The sequence below is a fragment of the Seonamhaeicola aphaedonensis genome, from assembly GCF_003386195.1.
Lineage (GTDB): Bacteria > Bacteroidota > Bacteroidia > Flavobacteriales > Flavobacteriaceae > Seonamhaeicola > Seonamhaeicola aphaedonensis.
This window is the reverse complement of record NZ_QRDX01000001.1, coordinates 681,740-697,966: the sequence shown is the minus strand read 5'-3', so window position 1 is coordinate 697,966 and position 16,227 is coordinate 681,740. Positions and strand designations below refer to the sequence as shown.

Annotated in this window: 13 protein-coding genes; 8 read left to right on the top strand and 5 right to left on the bottom strand. The window is 33.3% G+C overall.

Annotated features, from left to right (window positions below):
- Positions 1 to 26: 26 nt before the first annotated feature.
- The 7 genes from DFQ02_RS03030 to DFQ02_RS03000 all read left to right on the top strand — a co-directional run bounded on the left by DFQ02_RS03030 (position 27) and on the right by DFQ02_RS03000 (position 7,892).
- Positions 27 to 893, top strand: coding sequence for an RnfABCDGE type electron transport complex subunit B (locus DFQ02_RS03030; RefSeq protein ID WP_116039494.1), 867 nt, complete (start codon positions 27 to 29; stop codon positions 891 to 893).
- Between the two features lie 265 nt (positions 894 to 1,158).
- Positions 1,159 to 1,398, top strand: a complete 240-nt coding sequence (locus DFQ02_RS03025; RefSeq protein WP_116039493.1) for a PqqD family protein — start codon at positions 1,159 to 1,161, stop codon at positions 1,396 to 1,398.
- A 6-nt stretch (positions 1,399 to 1,404) separates the two neighbouring features.
- The gene (locus DFQ02_RS03020; protein ID WP_116039492.1) at positions 1,405 to 2,448 is read left to right on the top strand and encodes an ATP-grasp domain-containing protein; all 1,044 of its coding nucleotides are present in this window, start codon (positions 1,405 to 1,407) and stop codon (positions 2,446 to 2,448) included.
- 11 nt (positions 2,449 to 2,459) lie between these two features.
- Positions 2,460 to 3,809, top strand: coding sequence for a type III PLP-dependent enzyme domain-containing protein (locus tag DFQ02_RS03015; protein ID WP_116039491.1), 1,350 nt, complete (start codon positions 2,460 to 2,462; stop codon positions 3,807 to 3,809).
- Entirely contained in the window at positions 3,809 to 6,019 is a 2,211-nt protein-coding gene (locus DFQ02_RS03010; protein ID WP_116039490.1) for an urea transporter, read from the top strand. The genes DFQ02_RS03015 and DFQ02_RS03010 overlap by 1 nt, the downstream gene beginning before the upstream one ends.
- Entirely contained in the window at positions 5,995 to 7,275 is a 1,281-nt protein-coding gene (locus DFQ02_RS03005; RefSeq protein WP_147297722.1) for a tetratricopeptide repeat protein, read from the top strand. The genes DFQ02_RS03010 and DFQ02_RS03005 overlap by 25 nt, the downstream gene beginning before the upstream one ends.
- A complete protein-coding gene (locus DFQ02_RS03000; RefSeq protein WP_116039488.1) occupies positions 7,263 to 7,892 on the top strand; it encodes a tetratricopeptide repeat protein in 630 nt (209 codons plus the stop codon). The genes DFQ02_RS03005 and DFQ02_RS03000 overlap by 13 nt, the downstream gene beginning before the upstream one ends.
- 683 nt (positions 7,893 to 8,575) lie before the next feature.
- On the opposite strand, the gene DFQ02_RS02995 is transcribed toward DFQ02_RS03000, so the two are convergent.
- From DFQ02_RS02995 to DFQ02_RS02975, 5 genes are all read right to left on the bottom strand, one after another.
- A complete protein-coding gene (locus tag DFQ02_RS02995) occupies positions 8,576 to 8,869 on the bottom strand; it encodes a hypothetical protein (RefSeq protein ID WP_220340190.1) in 294 nt (97 codons plus the stop codon).
- Between the two features lie 218 nt (positions 8,870 to 9,087).
- Positions 9,088 to 10,689 carry a hypothetical protein gene (locus DFQ02_RS02990; protein ID WP_116039486.1) on the bottom strand — a complete coding sequence of 534 codons (1,602 nt, stop codon included), beginning with the start codon at positions 10,687 to 10,689 and terminating at the stop codon, positions 9,088 to 9,090.
- 799 nt (positions 10,690 to 11,488) lie between these two features.
- On the bottom strand, positions 11,489 to 12,877 hold the full coding sequence (locus DFQ02_RS02985) for a hypothetical protein (protein ID WP_116039485.1): 1,389 nt from the start codon (positions 12,875 to 12,877) through the stop codon (positions 11,489 to 11,491).
- 23 nt (positions 12,878 to 12,900) lie between these two features.
- Positions 12,901 to 13,524 carry an outer membrane beta-barrel protein gene (locus tag DFQ02_RS02980; protein WP_116039484.1) on the bottom strand — a complete coding sequence of 208 codons (624 nt, stop codon included), beginning with the start codon at positions 13,522 to 13,524 and terminating at the stop codon, positions 12,901 to 12,903.
- Between the two features lie 8 nt (positions 13,525 to 13,532).
- Positions 13,533 to 14,066, bottom strand: a complete 534-nt coding sequence (locus DFQ02_RS02975) for a T9SS type A sorting domain-containing protein (RefSeq protein ID WP_116039483.1) — start codon at positions 14,064 to 14,066, stop codon at positions 13,533 to 13,535.
- A gap of 497 nt (positions 14,067 to 14,563) precedes the next feature.
- Here DFQ02_RS02975 and DFQ02_RS02970 point away from each other — a divergent pair, with 497 nt between their 5' ends.
- Positions 14,564 to 16,225 (top strand): tetratricopeptide repeat-containing sensor histidine kinase, encoded by a 1,662-nt coding sequence (locus DFQ02_RS02970; protein WP_116039482.1) that lies wholly within the window; start codon positions 14,564 to 14,566, stop codon positions 16,223 to 16,225.
- Positions 16,226 to 16,227: the final 2 nt, after the last annotated feature.

The following is a 16,227-nucleotide window of genomic DNA, read 5'->3' as shown; positions in this document are numbered from 1 at the left end:
ATGTTTCATTAAATTAATGAGTTAATATGTCCATTGTTATTGCCATTGCCGCACTAGGAGGCCTAACCTTACTTCTTGCAATAATGCTAATTGTTGCAAACAAAAAGCTATTTGTCTATGAAGATCCAAGAATAGACAAAGTGGAAGACATGTTGCCTCATGCTAATTGTGGTGCTTGTGGGTACCCGGGGTGTAGGCCGTTCGCGGAGGCATTGGTTCTTAAAAAATCTTTACCTGGAAAATGTACCGTGAGTTCAGATGAAGGTAGGCAGTCTATAGCAGAATTTCTTGGTGTTGCTTTAGGAGCTGAAGAAAAACAAGTTGCGCGTCTCGCTTGTGCCGGTGGGACGAATGTTGCTATTAATAGAGCTCAGTATGTTGGTGTTCAAAGTTGTCAAGCCGCTAATCTGGTTTCTGGAGGAGGTAAAGGCTGTTTTTGGGGTTGCCTTGGCCATGGTGATTGTGAATCTGTTTGCGATTTTGATGCCATTACCATGAACGAGTATGGTCTCCCTATAATTGATATCGAGAAATGTACAGCCTGTGGTGACTGTGTAGAGGTTTGCCCTAAAGACTTATTTTCCCTTCAACCTATAAGTCATAAACTTTGGGTAGCATGTAAAAATCTTGAACAAGGCGAAGCCATTCTTGAAGATTGTCAGGTGGGTTGTACCGCCTGTGGTAAATGTGCCATGGATGCCCCTGGTGAGTTAATTACTATGAAAAATAATTTACCCGTAATTAATTATTCTGAAAATCATAACACACAAAAACCTATTCAGAGATGTCCTACTGGTGCCATAGTATGGTTAGAGGATAGCGGTTTAATAGTCAAAGGTAAAGAGAGTAGAAAAATTATTCGTAAAGGATCTAGAATAATGGGCAACTCTTAATCAATTCTTAACGTTCAACGCATTAGATATTTATTTTGCTTTCGGCTTAAGATATCAAAAAAGAAAGCCTAAACCCTCAACGTTTAAAACTTTCTATACTCTAGCTTCTTAAATCCAGATTCTGATTTAAAAAATCAACCCTTCCTAATTAATGTGACAGAACAAGTGTAACATTTGTAGCACAAAAAATGAGCTTTATTAACTAACTTTAATACTTCATTCAGTGCTCTGTAAAACAAGAACTTACAATCAAAAAAATTAAAAAATGAGCAAATTAAATTCACTAGCAATAAGCGATAATGGATTTATTTTCAAACCTTCTACTGGTGAGTCATTTACCACAAATGAAATAGGTTTAATGATTATAAATCTTTTAAAAGAAGGAAAATCTGCTGATGAAATAATTTCTGTAATTACAGAAGAATTTGATATCGATGCTATTTCTGCAGGACGCGATTTATATGAGTATTTAGACTTTTTGAAACGTGAAAAAATGCTAGACTAAAACATCATGGAGCAAAAAAAACTAACCATAGGAGTAACTGGTCTTAACAATATTGATAGTCCAGGACCAGGAGTTTCTGTAATTCGTGGAATAAAGGAGTCAGAAATAGATGCTAGAATTATAGGTTTGGCTTACGAGAATTTAGAACCTGGTATTTATATGCCTGGATTAGTAGATAAAACCTATTTAATACCATTTCCCTCAACTGGTAGCGAGGCATTTCTTGAGCGTTTAGAATACATACACAGCAAAGAAAAGTTAGATATTATTATTCCAAATTTCGATTCTGAATTGTATTTATTTATAAAATTCAGTGATAAATTATTAGAAATGGGCATTCATACGTTTTTACCAACAATGGAACAGTTTGAAGAACGCCATAAAGATAATTTGCCCGAATATGCTAAAAAGTATGGAATTAAAGTGCCAGAAAGTAGGCCAATAGTAAATAGTAAAGAACTTTCTAATTTACCTAAACCACTGTCTTACCCTTACTTTATAAAAGGTAAATTTTATGAAGCATTTAAAGTGGTAAATAACAATCAAGGAATATATTATTTTAATAAACTTTCTGCAAAATGGGGACTTCCAGTAGTTGTTCAACAAGCTATCAATGGTACCGAAGTCAATGTGATTGCTTTGGGTGATGGAGAAGGAAATACGGTCTCGGCAGTTGCTATGCGTAAACAATATATCACTGACAAAGGAAAAGCTTGGGGAGGCATAACATTAAATGATGAGCGCTTGCTTGAAATTACTCATCATATTATTAAAGAAACAAAATGGAGAGGAGCTATGGAGCTCGAAATGATAAAAACCGATGAAGGAGAGTATTATTTAATAGAAATTAATCCGCGTATACCAGCTTGGGTATTTTTAGCTGTAGGAGCAGGACAAAACATCCCAGAAATGGTATGTCGTTTAGCTATGGGAGAAAAAGTAGAACCAATAACAACCTATAAATACGGTAAAATGTTTATTCGGTATTCGTGGGATTTAATAGGAGATATAGCTGATTTTGAGAAAATAGTAATTTTTGGAGAACTATAAAACTAAATAAGATGAACAAAAGAATATATGAGCGTCCATTATTACGAAAAGTAGTAGAAGGTATTCCCAATAAATTTGGAAGTTTAAAGAGGTTACGACCAATTAGCACCATTGATAATGTAGAGATTGATAGTCTTATTGAAGAATATGGTTCGCCTGTGTTTGTTCTTTCAGAAAAAACGATTAGAGATACCTACAAAAATGCATATCGAGCGTTTTCCACGCGATACCCAAAAGTACAATTTGCATGGTCTTATAAAACAAATTATTTAGATGCAGTATGCCGAATTTTTCATCAAGAAGGAGCTTGGGCAGAAGTTGTTTCAGGATTTGAATATGAAAAAGCGATTGACAACAATATACCTGGAAATAAAATAATTTTTAACGGTCCTGATAAGAGTGAGGAAGATTTAGTAAAAGCAATTAACAACAAATCTCTTATTCATATTGATCATTTTGATGAATTATACATGATTTTAAGTTTAATGGATCAACTTAAAGAACGACCCCAAGTAGCAATTCGTGTGAACATGGATACTGGTATTATTCCACAATGGGATCGTTTCGGATTTAATTATGAAAATGGTGAAGCTTGGAATGCTATCAACCGTATTTTGTCTAGCAAAAAGATGGATTTTATAGGTTTACACGTTCATATTGGCACCTATATTACTATTTCTAAACCTTATGCAGTTGCCATTGAAAAATTAGCAGCTTTAGCTAATAAAACCTATAATCGTTTTCAAAAAAGCATAGGTTACATAGATGTTGGTGGAGGGTTCGCATCTCAAAATACCTTACAAGGAGCTTATATGCCAGCCACTGATACTACACCTAGTTTTGATGATTATGCTCATGCCATTACAACCGCTATGACAGCTGCCGATTTTCCAAATAATGAAACACCAATGCTTATTTTAGAAACTGGCCGTGCGTTAATTGATGACGCTGGTTGGTTGGCAGGAACCATAATGGCAAATAAACGTTTAGCCGACGGGCGAAGATCTATGGTTATTGACGCTGGTGTTAATTTAATGTTTACTTCGTTTTGGTATGATTATGAAATTTATCCGGTTCACGAATCTAGTTATCAATCTGAACCAACGACCATTTATGGACCTCTATGTATGAATATCGATATCGTTAGAAAAAATATTGATTTTCCGATGCTAAACAAAGGAGACCACTTTGTGATTAAAAGAGTGGGAGCCTATACAATGACACAGTGGATGCAGTTTATAACCTATAGACCAAATATTGTTCTAATTGATCAAAATGAAAAAGTGCATTTAATTAGAAAGCAAGAAAACAAAGAAGTATTCAGAAGACAAGAATTAGTACCAGATTACCTTCAAAACTAATGACAGACAAGCTATTAAAAAAAAGTAAGTTTCTTTTAGAAGCAACACTAACGAGCTATTCTCAAATTTTTTTCACAGAAAATAAAATTTTAGCTTCAATTTTAATAGTAGTTAGTTTTATGGAATGGTGGACAGGTTTAAGCGGTTTAATTGCTGTTTTAACAGCCATTGCTTTAGCTCAACTATTTGATTATTCAGAAATCACAACAGAAAAAGGACTGTACAGTTTTAATGCCTTATTGGTGGGATTAGGTATTGGTACTTATTTTGCACCAGGACTAGAAGTCCTTTTGCTTATTGTTGCAGGAGCAGCAATTGCCTTTTTTAGTACTGTATTTTTTATGGGAATTTTTGCTAAATACGGTATACCCTTTTTAAGTATTCCGTTTTTAGTAGGCATGTGGTTATTGCTTTTGGCATTTCCATCGTTTACTAATGTGGCATTAAATATGGAAACATTATACCCATCTAATATGTATTTTAAAATGGGTGGAGATGTTCTCGTTTCTGTGATGGAAGATCTAAGTTTCCTTTTTGAAGACACAGGTTTTGATACCTATTTTTTGTCTCTTGGCGCTATTTTCTTTCAGTTTAATATACTATCCGGAGTAATGATATCATTAGGCTTGTTAATTCATTCTAGAGTGAATTTTCTGTTATCACTAGTTGGCTTTTTTGTGGCTTATGGAATGTATTCCTATTTAGGAATGTATACAGGTTCTTTAAATTACACCTATTATGGGTTTAATTTTATTCTTTCGGCAATTGCGATTGGTGGTTATTTTTTAATTCCATCAAGACAATCTTTTTTGTTGAGCTTGTTATTAATCCCAGTATTGGTTGTAACTACAATAGGTTCAGATCGTCTTTTTATGTATTTTGAATTATCGGCATACTCTTTACCTTTTAATGTGATAATGATAGGTGTGTTGTACGCCTTAAAAATTCGTTATGATCAAACAAAGGGACCAATTTTAACGCTGGTTCATCTAAAAAACCCCGAAACTAATGCTTATTTATTCGACAGTCAGCCGGCTAAAAAATATGCAGCATTTACAGTACCAATTCGATTACCTTTTATGGGAAAATGGACGGTTAATCAAGCACATAATGGGAAATATACCCATAAAGACTTTTTCCGTTTTGCCTGGGACTTTATTATTAAGGACGAGGCTTCAAGTAAAGAGTTTAGTGGAGAGGGTTTGTTGGTAACTGATTATTACTGTTATGATAAGCCTGTTGTGGCACCAGCATTAGGGACTGTTGTTAATGTACTTAACACGGTTGAAGATAATGAAATAGGAGCAACAAACACATTGCAAAATTGGGGGAATACGGTTGTGCTGCAACACGAAAATTATTTATTTTCAAAACTAAGTCATTTAAAAAAGGGCTCTATAGAAGTTAATATTGGAGATGTTGTGGTTGAAGGACAGTATATTGGTAGATGTGGTAATTCTGGGCGTTCCCCATATCCGCATTTGCATTTTCAATTACAAAGTACTTCAAAAATTGGGGCAACAACATTATTTTGGCCTTTATCAGAGTATCTAGTAGACAATGCGTCTAAGTTACATTTTGTTCCAAAAGGGATTCCAAAAGAACAGGATAAACTGTTAAATATTTCAATCTCGCCAATTTTACAATCAGCTTTTAAATGGAGTCCGGGAGATGAGTTTCAATTAAGTATGGCTAATGCATTTAACAAGCCAGTACTATTTACAATAAGAAATGAAATTGATATATATAACCAATCCTTTTTAAATTGTTTAAACACCAATGCAAAATTATATTATGAAAATAATGGTAAAACATTTTCGGCATTAAATTATATAGGTTCTAAAAAAAGTGCCTTGTTTTATTTCTATAGTAGTTTGTATAAAGTGGTTTTAAGTGAACACTCTGAACTTTCGGTGGCGACCAGATTTCCAGTACATCATTTATATCGCTTTCCAGTGATAACCATTCAAGACTTTTTAGTGCCTTTCGGTATTTTTTTAAAAGGAAATTATAAACTTTCATATATAGAATCTGAACAAACTTTTAATCCTGAAAAAATTGGATTTAAGTCTAAAATAGTAGGACATCATGAGGTATCACTTTTTTCGGCAGAAATAGTAGTACATAAAAACAGAGAAATTAATATACAATGTGATACTTCCAAAAAATCCAAAATAATATTAAAATGGAAAAACACTTTGTGTGCATAGTACTTTTGTGGTTTGTAACAGCGGTTAGTGCACAAAAAAAGCCATTATCGATTAAGGATGTAGATAGTACGACCTATGCCTTATTTTTAAAACAAGATTGGAAACCAATTATAACATTGGGAAAACAATCTATAGCAGAGGGAGTTGATTTCTACTACTTAAAAGTAAGAATAGGAATAGCGTATTTTAAAGAAAATAAAATGTTTAGTGCCATTCAGTTTTTAGAAGAAGCCTATGCTTTAGATTCAAAAAACGTTGTGGTACAAGACTATTTGTATTGGGCCTATCGTTATAGCGGATTAGAAATGGAAAGTCGTTTATTTTACTCTAAAATGTCAAAAGCATTAAAAGATAAAATAAAGCTCGATTTGCCGGTTGTAAGTAGCATTAGCTTTAATGTTTTGGCAGCTAACAATTTAGATTACGATACGCAGCTAAAATCGAATGCTAATGGACAGACAGATCATTTTCGTATTATTCCTGAAAATTACCAAATGTATTCTTTAGCTATGAGTCATCCCATATCAAAAGGACTAAATCTATTTCATCAGTTTACTTTGGTGCCTGCTAATTCTGTACAGCAAACAAACGCAGGAAGTGTTTTACAAAATGAAACCTATAAAGTAATGGAATATCGCTATTATGGTAACGTAACGATTGCACTTGGCAATAGATGGTATTTAGATACCTATTTAAATGCCATTTTTGGAGATTACGATAATCTGAATACAGTAACATCAGATTCAAAAATTAAGTATAACAATATGGTTTTTGGTGGTGCGATAACTAAGGCGTCCTATTTAATTAAAAGCAGTATCAATATGTCGGTTTCAAATTTAAATGGTTTTAATCAATTTCAAATGGGTTATGCGATGTCGTTATATCCTTTAGGAAGCACAGAATTGGTACCTTTTGGGTCGCTACAATACAAAAGTCAAGATTCAAAATCCAACATGGTTTTTACAGCAGGTCTGGCAGTAACACTAAATAAAATTGCACTAACTGGTTTTGGAACTGTAGGCAATATGAATAACTTTATTGCCAATAAAGGGGCTATAGTTTACAATCAGCCCGCAACTGCATTAAACGAATTTGGTGGTTCATTTAAATATTTCGGGAAATATTTAGTATTAAAATTAGGCTATTCATTTATGAACATGGAAGCCAATTATTATAAAGCTAATTTTGAAATAACATCAAAAACCTTCGATTTTAATCAACAAAATATAACAGCAGCAATCACATGGGTACTTTAGGAAAAACAATAGTCATTGGTATATTTACCTTTTTTGGAACGTCTTATATATTTGCTCAGCAGAATTTTACAGAACTACATGACGCCTTTAGAAAGAGTTATACCTTAGAAGGCAATGGTGACTTTCAATTAGCCATCAACGAACTAAAAACGGTATACCAAGAAGATACTTATGAAATTAATTTACGCTTAGGTTGGCTAAATTATATGGCAGGCAGTTTTAACGAATCTATAGCATTTTATCAAAAATCTATGGAACTGATGCCTTATGCAGATGAGCCTAAATTTGGCTATATTTTCCCTTTAACTGCTTTAGGACGTTGGGATGAGGTTATAGCGGTATACAACCAAATTTTAGAAAACTCACCTCATAATACAAAAGCCATGTATTATTTGGGTACCATTTATTATAACCGCTTGCAATATGACAAGGCAATAACCTACTTTAAACAAATTGTAGATTTGTACCCATTTGATTACGATGGCTTGTTAATCTATGCATGGACAAAGCTTAAGCTTGGAAATAAAAAGGAAGCAAAAGATTTGTTTCAAAAAGTATTACTCAACAAACCAAAAGATGCATCAGCTACTGATGGTCTTGCTTTGGCGAGTAGTTAATTATGTGTGAAAAATGGAGATGTTTATCATTCAATGAATTTTAAGTTCTATCTGTTAGATAGTCCATCAAATTAGAGTATATATTTCTACAATAGAAATCCTAATCTGTAAATTAATGGTAAATAGTTTTGGTAATTCGTAGAAATACATTTTCTAAAAGAATCCAGTGTTTAGCAAAATGAGTTTTATAAAACAAGGGCTTATAAGCCCAGTAAATGAGGTTAAAAAAATAAGGACGCAGAGCTCATAACCCGAAGGTCACTGGTTCGATTTCCACCTTGAGTACAGATAAAATCCGTAATTAGCTAAACATATAGCTTTTGCGGATTTTTGCATTTGTAAAATGTACAATTTGTGTATGATTGGAAGATTTTTCCTTTTTTTCCTCAAAATAAAAACATTAAAAATAGAAGATTAATTCATTGAGGCTTTTTGTTTTATACCTAGTTCATATTTCGTCCAAAATGTTTAAAGGTTAAGATTAAATATCCTTAGATTTTTAGTTCCTCGTATTTATTTGTATTTGATACTTAAAGAAGATAGACAGAATTAAAAGCTTTCTATAGGCCATATTTAATCCATCAGATTTCGAAAAGAAAGAGGACTAGGTTTTCTTAACATACATTGGCCATCCGTCAACAAGGATAAATATTTTTAACTTATTAATTGGTATACTTGTTTGTTTATTGAATAAGGGTTTCATCTATAGCTTTAGGAATACCCTGGGGGAATCTTGCATACTTATGAAGTTGATCCCATTTGATGTGTTCGGGGTATTTCATCCAGTACACATTTTTTGAATTGATCCCTGCTGAGACCCCAATATTGACCGGAAGGGTAATTACCCCCCAGAACCCATGCCCAATTGAAGTTGCATTTAGCAAACTGGCCCAAGTATCGATTTTCTTTGGATTGTCTACAGATAGTGATATCATAATTTCAGCCTCTTCAATAGCATTTCTATCTATGCTAATCATTTTTGCCCCTTTTTCTACAGGCAATAGTTTGATACGGCTATCACTAACTTCAATGATTTCGCCGATAATTTTTGCGTAGTTTTTTTCATAATGGCATTTAAAATAAAGCCCCTTGACATTATTTTGGAAATCCTTTGGCGTGGACAAATATTTAGGAGAACTGCATCCCTGGATGAAGCATATCAATACGACGAGTATGTTAAAGGTGCTTTTCATAATTATTGAATATCACCGTATTTTGAGTTCCAGAACACGCGTTCCATTTGGTGTTCTACCACTTTATATTCTTTTGCCAGTAACTTCCAGGTACCGGGATCATTGGAAAGCATCTTCTCCAATTTAGAGGTATTCTTATCCATAAGCCAGTTCGCCCTGATCCATTCTAAATAATACCCTTTACTGGACAGGAACAGTTCATAGGCATCTTGATGCCTTAGTTCAGGCAATTCAAATCTGAACACAAATTCATTACCTGGAAAAGAGACCAGATAGTTCTCATCATCACTGAGGACACGCTGTAACCCGCCGGATACTCCTTGAATCTCCATAACTTCAGATGGTCGTATTTTTGTTACATCTGACACTTCTCTAATGGCAGAGAGACCCAAATAATCTAGACGCCATAAGCCTTTGGTAAGTTCTATTTTTATTTTTACTTCTTGGTTATGTGCTAATGTTTTTGGTATGGGTGCAATGATCAGGTTTTTTGAAATGGGTCCGGTTTCATAGATTGCATCGAAGAATACCCATTTATCTTTATTATGATCCCATACAAACAATTGTATGTTGCCCAATAATTTAAAAGGATTGCTCAATCGATTTTTCACTGTTGTATTAGTTTCAATTTTAGTGAAATAATCTCCTACCTCATCGCCCATGTATGATAATCCATTATAGAGTAAAAAAGTAGTTAATAAGCTTTGCCTGAAATTAATAACTAAGCCTTGTTGTTGATCCTGAATACCTACGAAATTCAAATAGATAGTTTCTTTTTTTGTGAGATCATCTTTATCTGTATAGGAGAAAAATTCACGGTCATCCATTCTGGAAATGTCACACAATATATCTGTCCCATCAACTGTGGCGCTGCTGGGGGTTATGGTATAATCGGATTTGTAAAATTTATACCTTCGATCATGAAAAACAAATTCATGGCTTTTCTTAGGTATAGCCGTTAGCACCAATTCATTTAACATATGGGTTTCGAAGGCTTCATTTTTCATAGTTAGGAAAAATTCACCTCCACCAGTTTGTGTATTAAGGGCGTCCATGTCCATTTTTTCCAATGCGGGCGATATGGCACTGGAAAAGCTCTCTGCCTTTGCATCATGAACAGAATTGCTATTTGCTGTATAAAACGTCGGACAGGAACCAAAACAAGCCTTTGGATTGGCAATGCAAGCGACATCAAGTATTAGGTTTACTCCCGTAAGCACAGCAAGTGTTGAAATTTTATCTTTGTCCGTAGATTTTATGGCTTCTAGCTGATTGGTTTCAATAATGGCTATATCGTCAATATTATGGACCAGAGGGCCCTCTTTGAGTTCATTCCTGTTAAAATCAAACAACTTTCCATTCCCTAATATCGAATCTCTCTCAGCATTTAGGCTCCAGTCACTCAACAGACTCACATCACCATTTTTAAGATGTACTTTAAAAAAGGCCTCTTTATATAAATTTTTATGAATGGAATCGTTAAACCCTCTATAGATCTGTCTGAAATCCTGTTTGATATACAATTTTGCACATGAGAAAATTACAAACCCAATGCACAACAGCAGTGTAACCGCTGAAATGAGATGTTTAGTCACCTTTGTCATTTAAATATATGGTGTTTAAAATGTAAATTATAATTTCCATTACAGTATTGTTTTAGAATTTTTCTAAAATTATTATATACCAACAGGATTGATGTCCAAAATAATTGGTGAAGCATAAATCCGGACCTGTATAGAACTCTGCAAGCAAGGTTCTAATCTATACTAATGTAGTGCTATCAGGTTAAAAAGAAAATGATGGATATCAGTTTATCTTACTAAATTAAACCGTTGGGAACCCTCTTAACATCAGCCAGCTTCTTAAGGCCTTCCTAAAGCCGACATACAAGCCCTCCCAATTCTTCGAATTGAAGGAACTTTATTCTTATGTATTGGTATTAGAGGGGATTATTTGTTTTAGCAAACAACATCTATAATACCAATACATAAGAATAAAATTATGGCCATTACAAGTACAAATTAAATTTATTGATATCTCAAATTTTAGTTCTGATTTGTATTTTTTTAATCTACTAACAATTTCAAAATCTATTTGATCAATTTGAGTTACTCCAACCTATAATTATTCAAAAATAATCAACTCACCTGTCTTTTAAATTATAAAAAGATTTAATTCAATCCCATAAATAAATTCAGATTTTGGTTCATCTGTAGCTATAAAATTAACACACTTTATGTTTAAAGATTAACTACTTTATGTAATTAATTTTGAAGTTTTATATACAATTTAATATTAAAATGTACGCTCAACAATTTTCATAACCCAAGACCCTACTAAAAAAAAGAGACTATTTACCCTATGAAATAGCCTCTAATTTTAGGTTATAATTAAATAAATTTTTTACTTCACAAGTAAGAATTTAAATGTTACAGGTGTTTGTAAGGTTACTGGAATGTTTCTCGGGTTAAATAAAATTACCTGAACATTCGCTTGTCCGTTACCATCAATACTTTGTAGATAAACCGATAATATACATCCCTGTAGATCAACATCGGCAGAGGCCAGGAAAATATCTCCCATTTCAAAGGGTTTATCAACCGGAGGATCGACCTTTAAACTATTTGGTGAATACCAGGCAGAATTAGGTGCAATAGTACCATTACTTCCAACGGGAATATTAAAAGAGCCATCTGCGCTCGTTGAAACTGGAGGTGAGATTATGGTGATATTACCTGGGGTATTTTCAATAACAATACCTGTCCCGGCAGTAAGGGTTGTTAAATTGAATTCATTAGTGGTGCTATCTCCAATTAAAATTTCACCATCAGCAACTGCTGATGCATCGAGACCTGTACCTCCATTTTCCAATGGCAAAATATCTGTAACCTTGGTTGTTAGGTTTATTGTATTATTTGCAATATCTTCATTCAGAATGGTTTCGTTTAAAATCTCAGACGTTGTAACGGCTCCTTCAGCGATATCTTCGGCTAAAATGGTTTCATTTAAAATTTCGGATGTTGTAACAGCACCCTCGGCGATATCTTCGGCTAAAATAGTTTCATTCAGAATCTCAGATGTTTCAATGGCTCCTTCAGCGATATCTTCGGCTAAAATGGTTTCATTTAAAATCTCGGAGGTTTCAACGGCGCCCTCAGCGATATCTTCGGCTAAAATGGTTTCATTCAAAATTTCAGAGGTTTCTACAGCTCCTTCAGCGATATCTTCGGCTAAAATGGTTTCATTTAAAATCTCGGAGGTCTCAACGGCACCCTCTGCAATATCTTCTGCAAGAATCTCTTCATTGAGTATTTTTTCTGTGGTAATAGCATCATCAGCAATATCATCTGTATAAAAAGCATAAGGCACTGCCATAAACTTTTGATTGCTCACAGTTTTGTAGCTACCATCATTTTTGGTTGATATTTCAACCTTCAAGAACTGGTCTGCTTCAATCCATGGCATATCCAGTAACCTTGAATAGGTTGTGCTTGACACCGTGCCTTTCCCAATCACCAAGCTAAACAGACCGTAGGCATCTGTTGTTGTTACATGGGTTTCTTCCCATTGAACCTCACCATCAAGTCCTTTTGTAATTGTAAATCTGACCCCAATTTCCCTATTATACAATGGCTTTGCCTCTATGTCAAGGCCAACAATTTCCTGAGTTTCATCATTAAGTGCAACCGCTTGATAATTAATGCCGTCTAGGTTTCCGATGCGCTGTGCTGAAACCACGTTAACAGCAATACTAAAAACTACAGTAAATAATATATATTTAAATTTTTTCATGACAATCAAATTAATGGTTAGTACTATTCTTTTAAATTAAAAGCAAGACCCAATGTAATCCCGAGGCTTCTATTAGCAGTCGTCTGACCAGAATCTTTTTCAATGTTACTCAGCCCAAAGAGATAAAGCCCCTCTGCGTAGGCCGATATGAAACTAGAAATTTTAAAGTTGACTCCAATATTTCCAATCAAACCAAAATCTGATTTCTCAAGTATACTAGACTCTGTAATATTAAACTCCTCGTTGTTTAAAACCTGAGTGCCACGCAATAAATGACCATAATAGGCATTAATAACGGCATAAGGGCTGAACACGCGTCGTTCTAATCTATAACCTCCTCCAACTTTTAGCTCTGCATATTCTAAACGCCATGAGTAATTGGTATTATCATAGACATAGTTAGCACCACTATTGCGCTTACCCAAACCTGCTTTCAACATGATGTTATTGTCAAATATATTGCGGTACCCAATACCATAAGCTCCTGTAAATATCGATTGATAATCTGAATTTAGTTTGTTGTTATCGCTATCAACAAATTTAAAGGTACTTGTTAATTGAGACGCCTCTATGGTAAAACTTGATTCTTGTGCAATACTTGAAAGCGATATACAAGTTACTGTTAGGGCAAGTATAATTCTTTTCATATTGTTGCTTATTTAGAAATTATTAATTTACTGACCAATTGTTTATTGTTATCATCTTGAACTTTCAAAAGATATATTCCTGTGGACCATGAACTACAGTTAATGTTATGAACTTCCAGGCTTTGAATTCTTTGATTGTAAATTATATGTCCATGAACATCAGAAACAAGAATAATAGCATCTTTTATTGCATCTGAACTTTTGAGGGTCACACTATACTGTGAAGGATTTGGAAATATTTTAAGCTCCAACTCTTCTACGTTACTTTGAGTCACTTTTTCAATTTTTAAACTTACTGGTTGCAAAAAACCTTGCATCACTTTAGTGTTTTTGGAGCTTTGGGTATTGTAGCTTTGCCCTATGGTTTGAGCGTAATAATGGGCATCTCCGGTGGAGGTCGTCCCATAACTTGATATACTTTGTCTTATGATTGTTTGTGAGTAACTGTATGATGACAACAGCAAAATAATGACTAATACATTGAAAAGCCTTGTCATAAATTTATGTCTCTCTAATAATAATTGAACACCTAGTCTTATCATAGTTTTGAATTTTGAAAGCAAATAAAGATAAGTGATAATTCTTTTTAGAATTGAATATTATCCTGATTATTAGATAACATGACCTATCTTTCAGATGTTATACATGCTTTGTATCTTTTTTATTCATCTTTTGTATGGTTCTATTCTCATCTAAAGGAAAAGCCTTATTTGTATCCTTTATCTTGACAGCTTATACTTTTTAAAGTTTTACCTTTTTTATGGATAATAAATATGCGTTTGGAATTGACAATTTTAGTTACAGATTTTATTCCTTATAGAAATTATTTGAGTTTATCTGTTCCATAGATTTGTTAGTCTTAGTTATAGTTAATTTGGTATAACGTCTATTTAATTTCCTCCTGATTTTTAATTTGCTTTCAAATCTTACGGGAAAAGTATTATTCTAAAAATTTAGGGTTGTTTTTAAAATTGCCTACATTTCATTTAGTCTAGGAAAATTTATAAACTAATCTAAATTTTAGTTTTACATTAGAAGAATGAAAACATTAAGAATTTCATTACCTTTTTTATGCCTATTGTTGATGAATGGGTTACTAAATAGGCTTGCTGCATTAACAGCTCAAAACATCCAAGATAGCACTTCAACATATTATCAATCCATTATCGAAATAAAGGATGTTGCTAAAACAGCTCGCGCATTTGATTTTTTTGAAAGGGCGTCAAAGAAGGCTTTAGAGAATAATGATTATATCAATGCTGCTTATAACTTGGAGTTGATCTCTTTAGGGCAGTTTAAAATGGGGCTTTATTATGAAAGTGAAGCTACTACAATAGAAGCTTTAAATCTTTTAAATCAGCTTGACAATGCAAATGTCAAGGAACCCAAAAAGCGATTAAACAATCAATTAGGCATGCTCTACCGAAAGATAAAGGATTATAACAATGCCATGTTTTTTTATAAAAAAGCATTAGAGTTAGATACTAGTTTAATAGATAAAATAGCCATTATTACTAATATAGCCAATCTTGAGGCGGATCAGGATCATTTTCAAAATGCTGTTAACCAGCTTTTGCCATTCTATTCCCAAGCGATGACTGTTAAAGATTCTAATATAAAGGCTAATTATTTTGATAACCTAGGGTATTATCAGACAATGATAGGTGACCCAAATGGTTTACTAAACATGAAAATGGCTTTGAAAATAAGAGAAAGGCTAAAAGATTTAATAGGGTTATTTTCAAGTTATAGACATCTAGCTCTCTATTACGATAGTCTAGGTAATAAAAGTAAGGTTCAGGATTATGTTGGTAGAGTGAAATATATAGCAGATACTATTAATAGTCCGTTGTATAAATTGGAAGCTATGAAATTGGGATTGGAACAGTATGATAACCTTGAATTTAAAGAGTATATTGATCTTAGTAATGCCATTGAGTCGCAAAGAATTACTAGAGAAAATAATTATGCAGCGATTAAATACAATATTAATGAAACTGAAAAAAAGTTTAAAGAAAGTCAGCTTGAAATTGAAGAACAAAAGAGGCTTTCTCTTATGTATTTTTTTAGCGGACTTACTTTGTTGCTACTGTTGGTGTTTTTGTATTTCTATTTAAAAACCAAACATAAAAAGGATCGGCTTCTTCAAGTTTATAACACAGAAAAGAGAATCTCAAAAAAAATACATGATGAAGTGGCTAATGATGTTTATCAAGTCATGTCTAAACTTCAAAGTGATGTTAATAATGAAGAAGATTTTCTTGATGATTTAGAGCATATCTACAATAAAACAAGAGATATATCAAAAGAAAATGAATCCATTAATCTAGATGAAGATTTTGGAATGGTGCTTGAAAATTTATTTCAGGACTACAATAATGATAGAGTGCAAGTACTTACTAAAAATTTGAAAACCATAAACTGGTCATCAACATCTAATTTAAAAAAAACAGCTTTGTATAGAGTGCTTCAAGAATTAATGACTAATATGAAGAAGCATAGTAAGGCATCTTTTGTTGTTATTTCATTTGAAAAAATACAAGGAGGTTTAATGGTTACATATACCGATAATGGAATAGGATGTGATTTTAAAAAGCAAAGCGGTCTTAAGAATACGGAAAACCGTATTCAAGACGTAAATGGAACTATTACTTTTGAGTCTGAACCTGAAAACGGGTTTAAAGCAAAAATAACATTGTAGTT

Excerpts from the sequence above, each read along its gene's own strand:
- DFQ02_RS03015 (WP_116039491.1), top strand. The coding sequence starts at position 2,460 with ATGAACAAAAGAATATATGAGCGTCCATTATTACGAAAAGTAGTAGAA.
- DFQ02_RS02985 (WP_116039485.1), bottom strand. The coding sequence starts at position 12,877 with ATGAAAAAATTTAAATATATATTATTTACTGTAGTTTTTAGTATTGCT.
- DFQ02_RS03000 (WP_116039488.1), top strand. The coding sequence starts at position 7,263 with ATGGGTACTTTAGGAAAAACAATAGTCATTGGTATATTTACCTTTTTT.
- DFQ02_RS02975 (WP_116039483.1), bottom strand. The coding sequence starts at position 14,066 with ATGATAAGACTAGGTGTTCAATTATTATTAGAGAGACATAAATTTATG.
- DFQ02_RS03030 (WP_116039494.1), top strand. The coding sequence starts at position 27 with ATGTCCATTGTTATTGCCATTGCCGCACTAGGAGGCCTAACCTTACTT.
- DFQ02_RS03020 (WP_116039492.1), top strand. The coding sequence starts at position 1,405 with ATGGAGCAAAAAAAACTAACCATAGGAGTAACTGGTCTTAACAATATT.
- DFQ02_RS02990 (WP_116039486.1), bottom strand. The coding sequence starts at position 10,689 with ATGACAAAGGTGACTAAACATCTCATTTCAGCGGTTACACTGCTGTTG.
- DFQ02_RS02970 (WP_116039482.1), top strand. The coding sequence starts at position 14,564 with ATGAAAACATTAAGAATTTCATTACCTTTTTTATGCCTATTGTTGATG.
- DFQ02_RS03010 (WP_116039490.1), top strand. The coding sequence starts at position 3,809 with ATGACAGACAAGCTATTAAAAAAAAGTAAGTTTCTTTTAGAAGCAACA.
- DFQ02_RS03025 (WP_116039493.1), top strand. The coding sequence starts at position 1,159 with ATGAGCAAATTAAATTCACTAGCAATAAGCGATAATGGATTTATTTTC.
- DFQ02_RS02995 (WP_220340190.1), bottom strand. The coding sequence starts at position 8,869 with ATGATTAGCATAGATAGAAATGCTATTGAAGAGGCTGAAATTATGATA.
- DFQ02_RS02980 (WP_116039484.1), bottom strand. The coding sequence starts at position 13,524 with ATGAAAAGAATTATACTTGCCCTAACAGTAACTTGTATATCGCTTTCA.
- DFQ02_RS03005 (WP_147297722.1), top strand. The coding sequence starts at position 5,995 with ATGGAAAAACACTTTGTGTGCATAGTACTTTTGTGGTTTGTAACAGCG.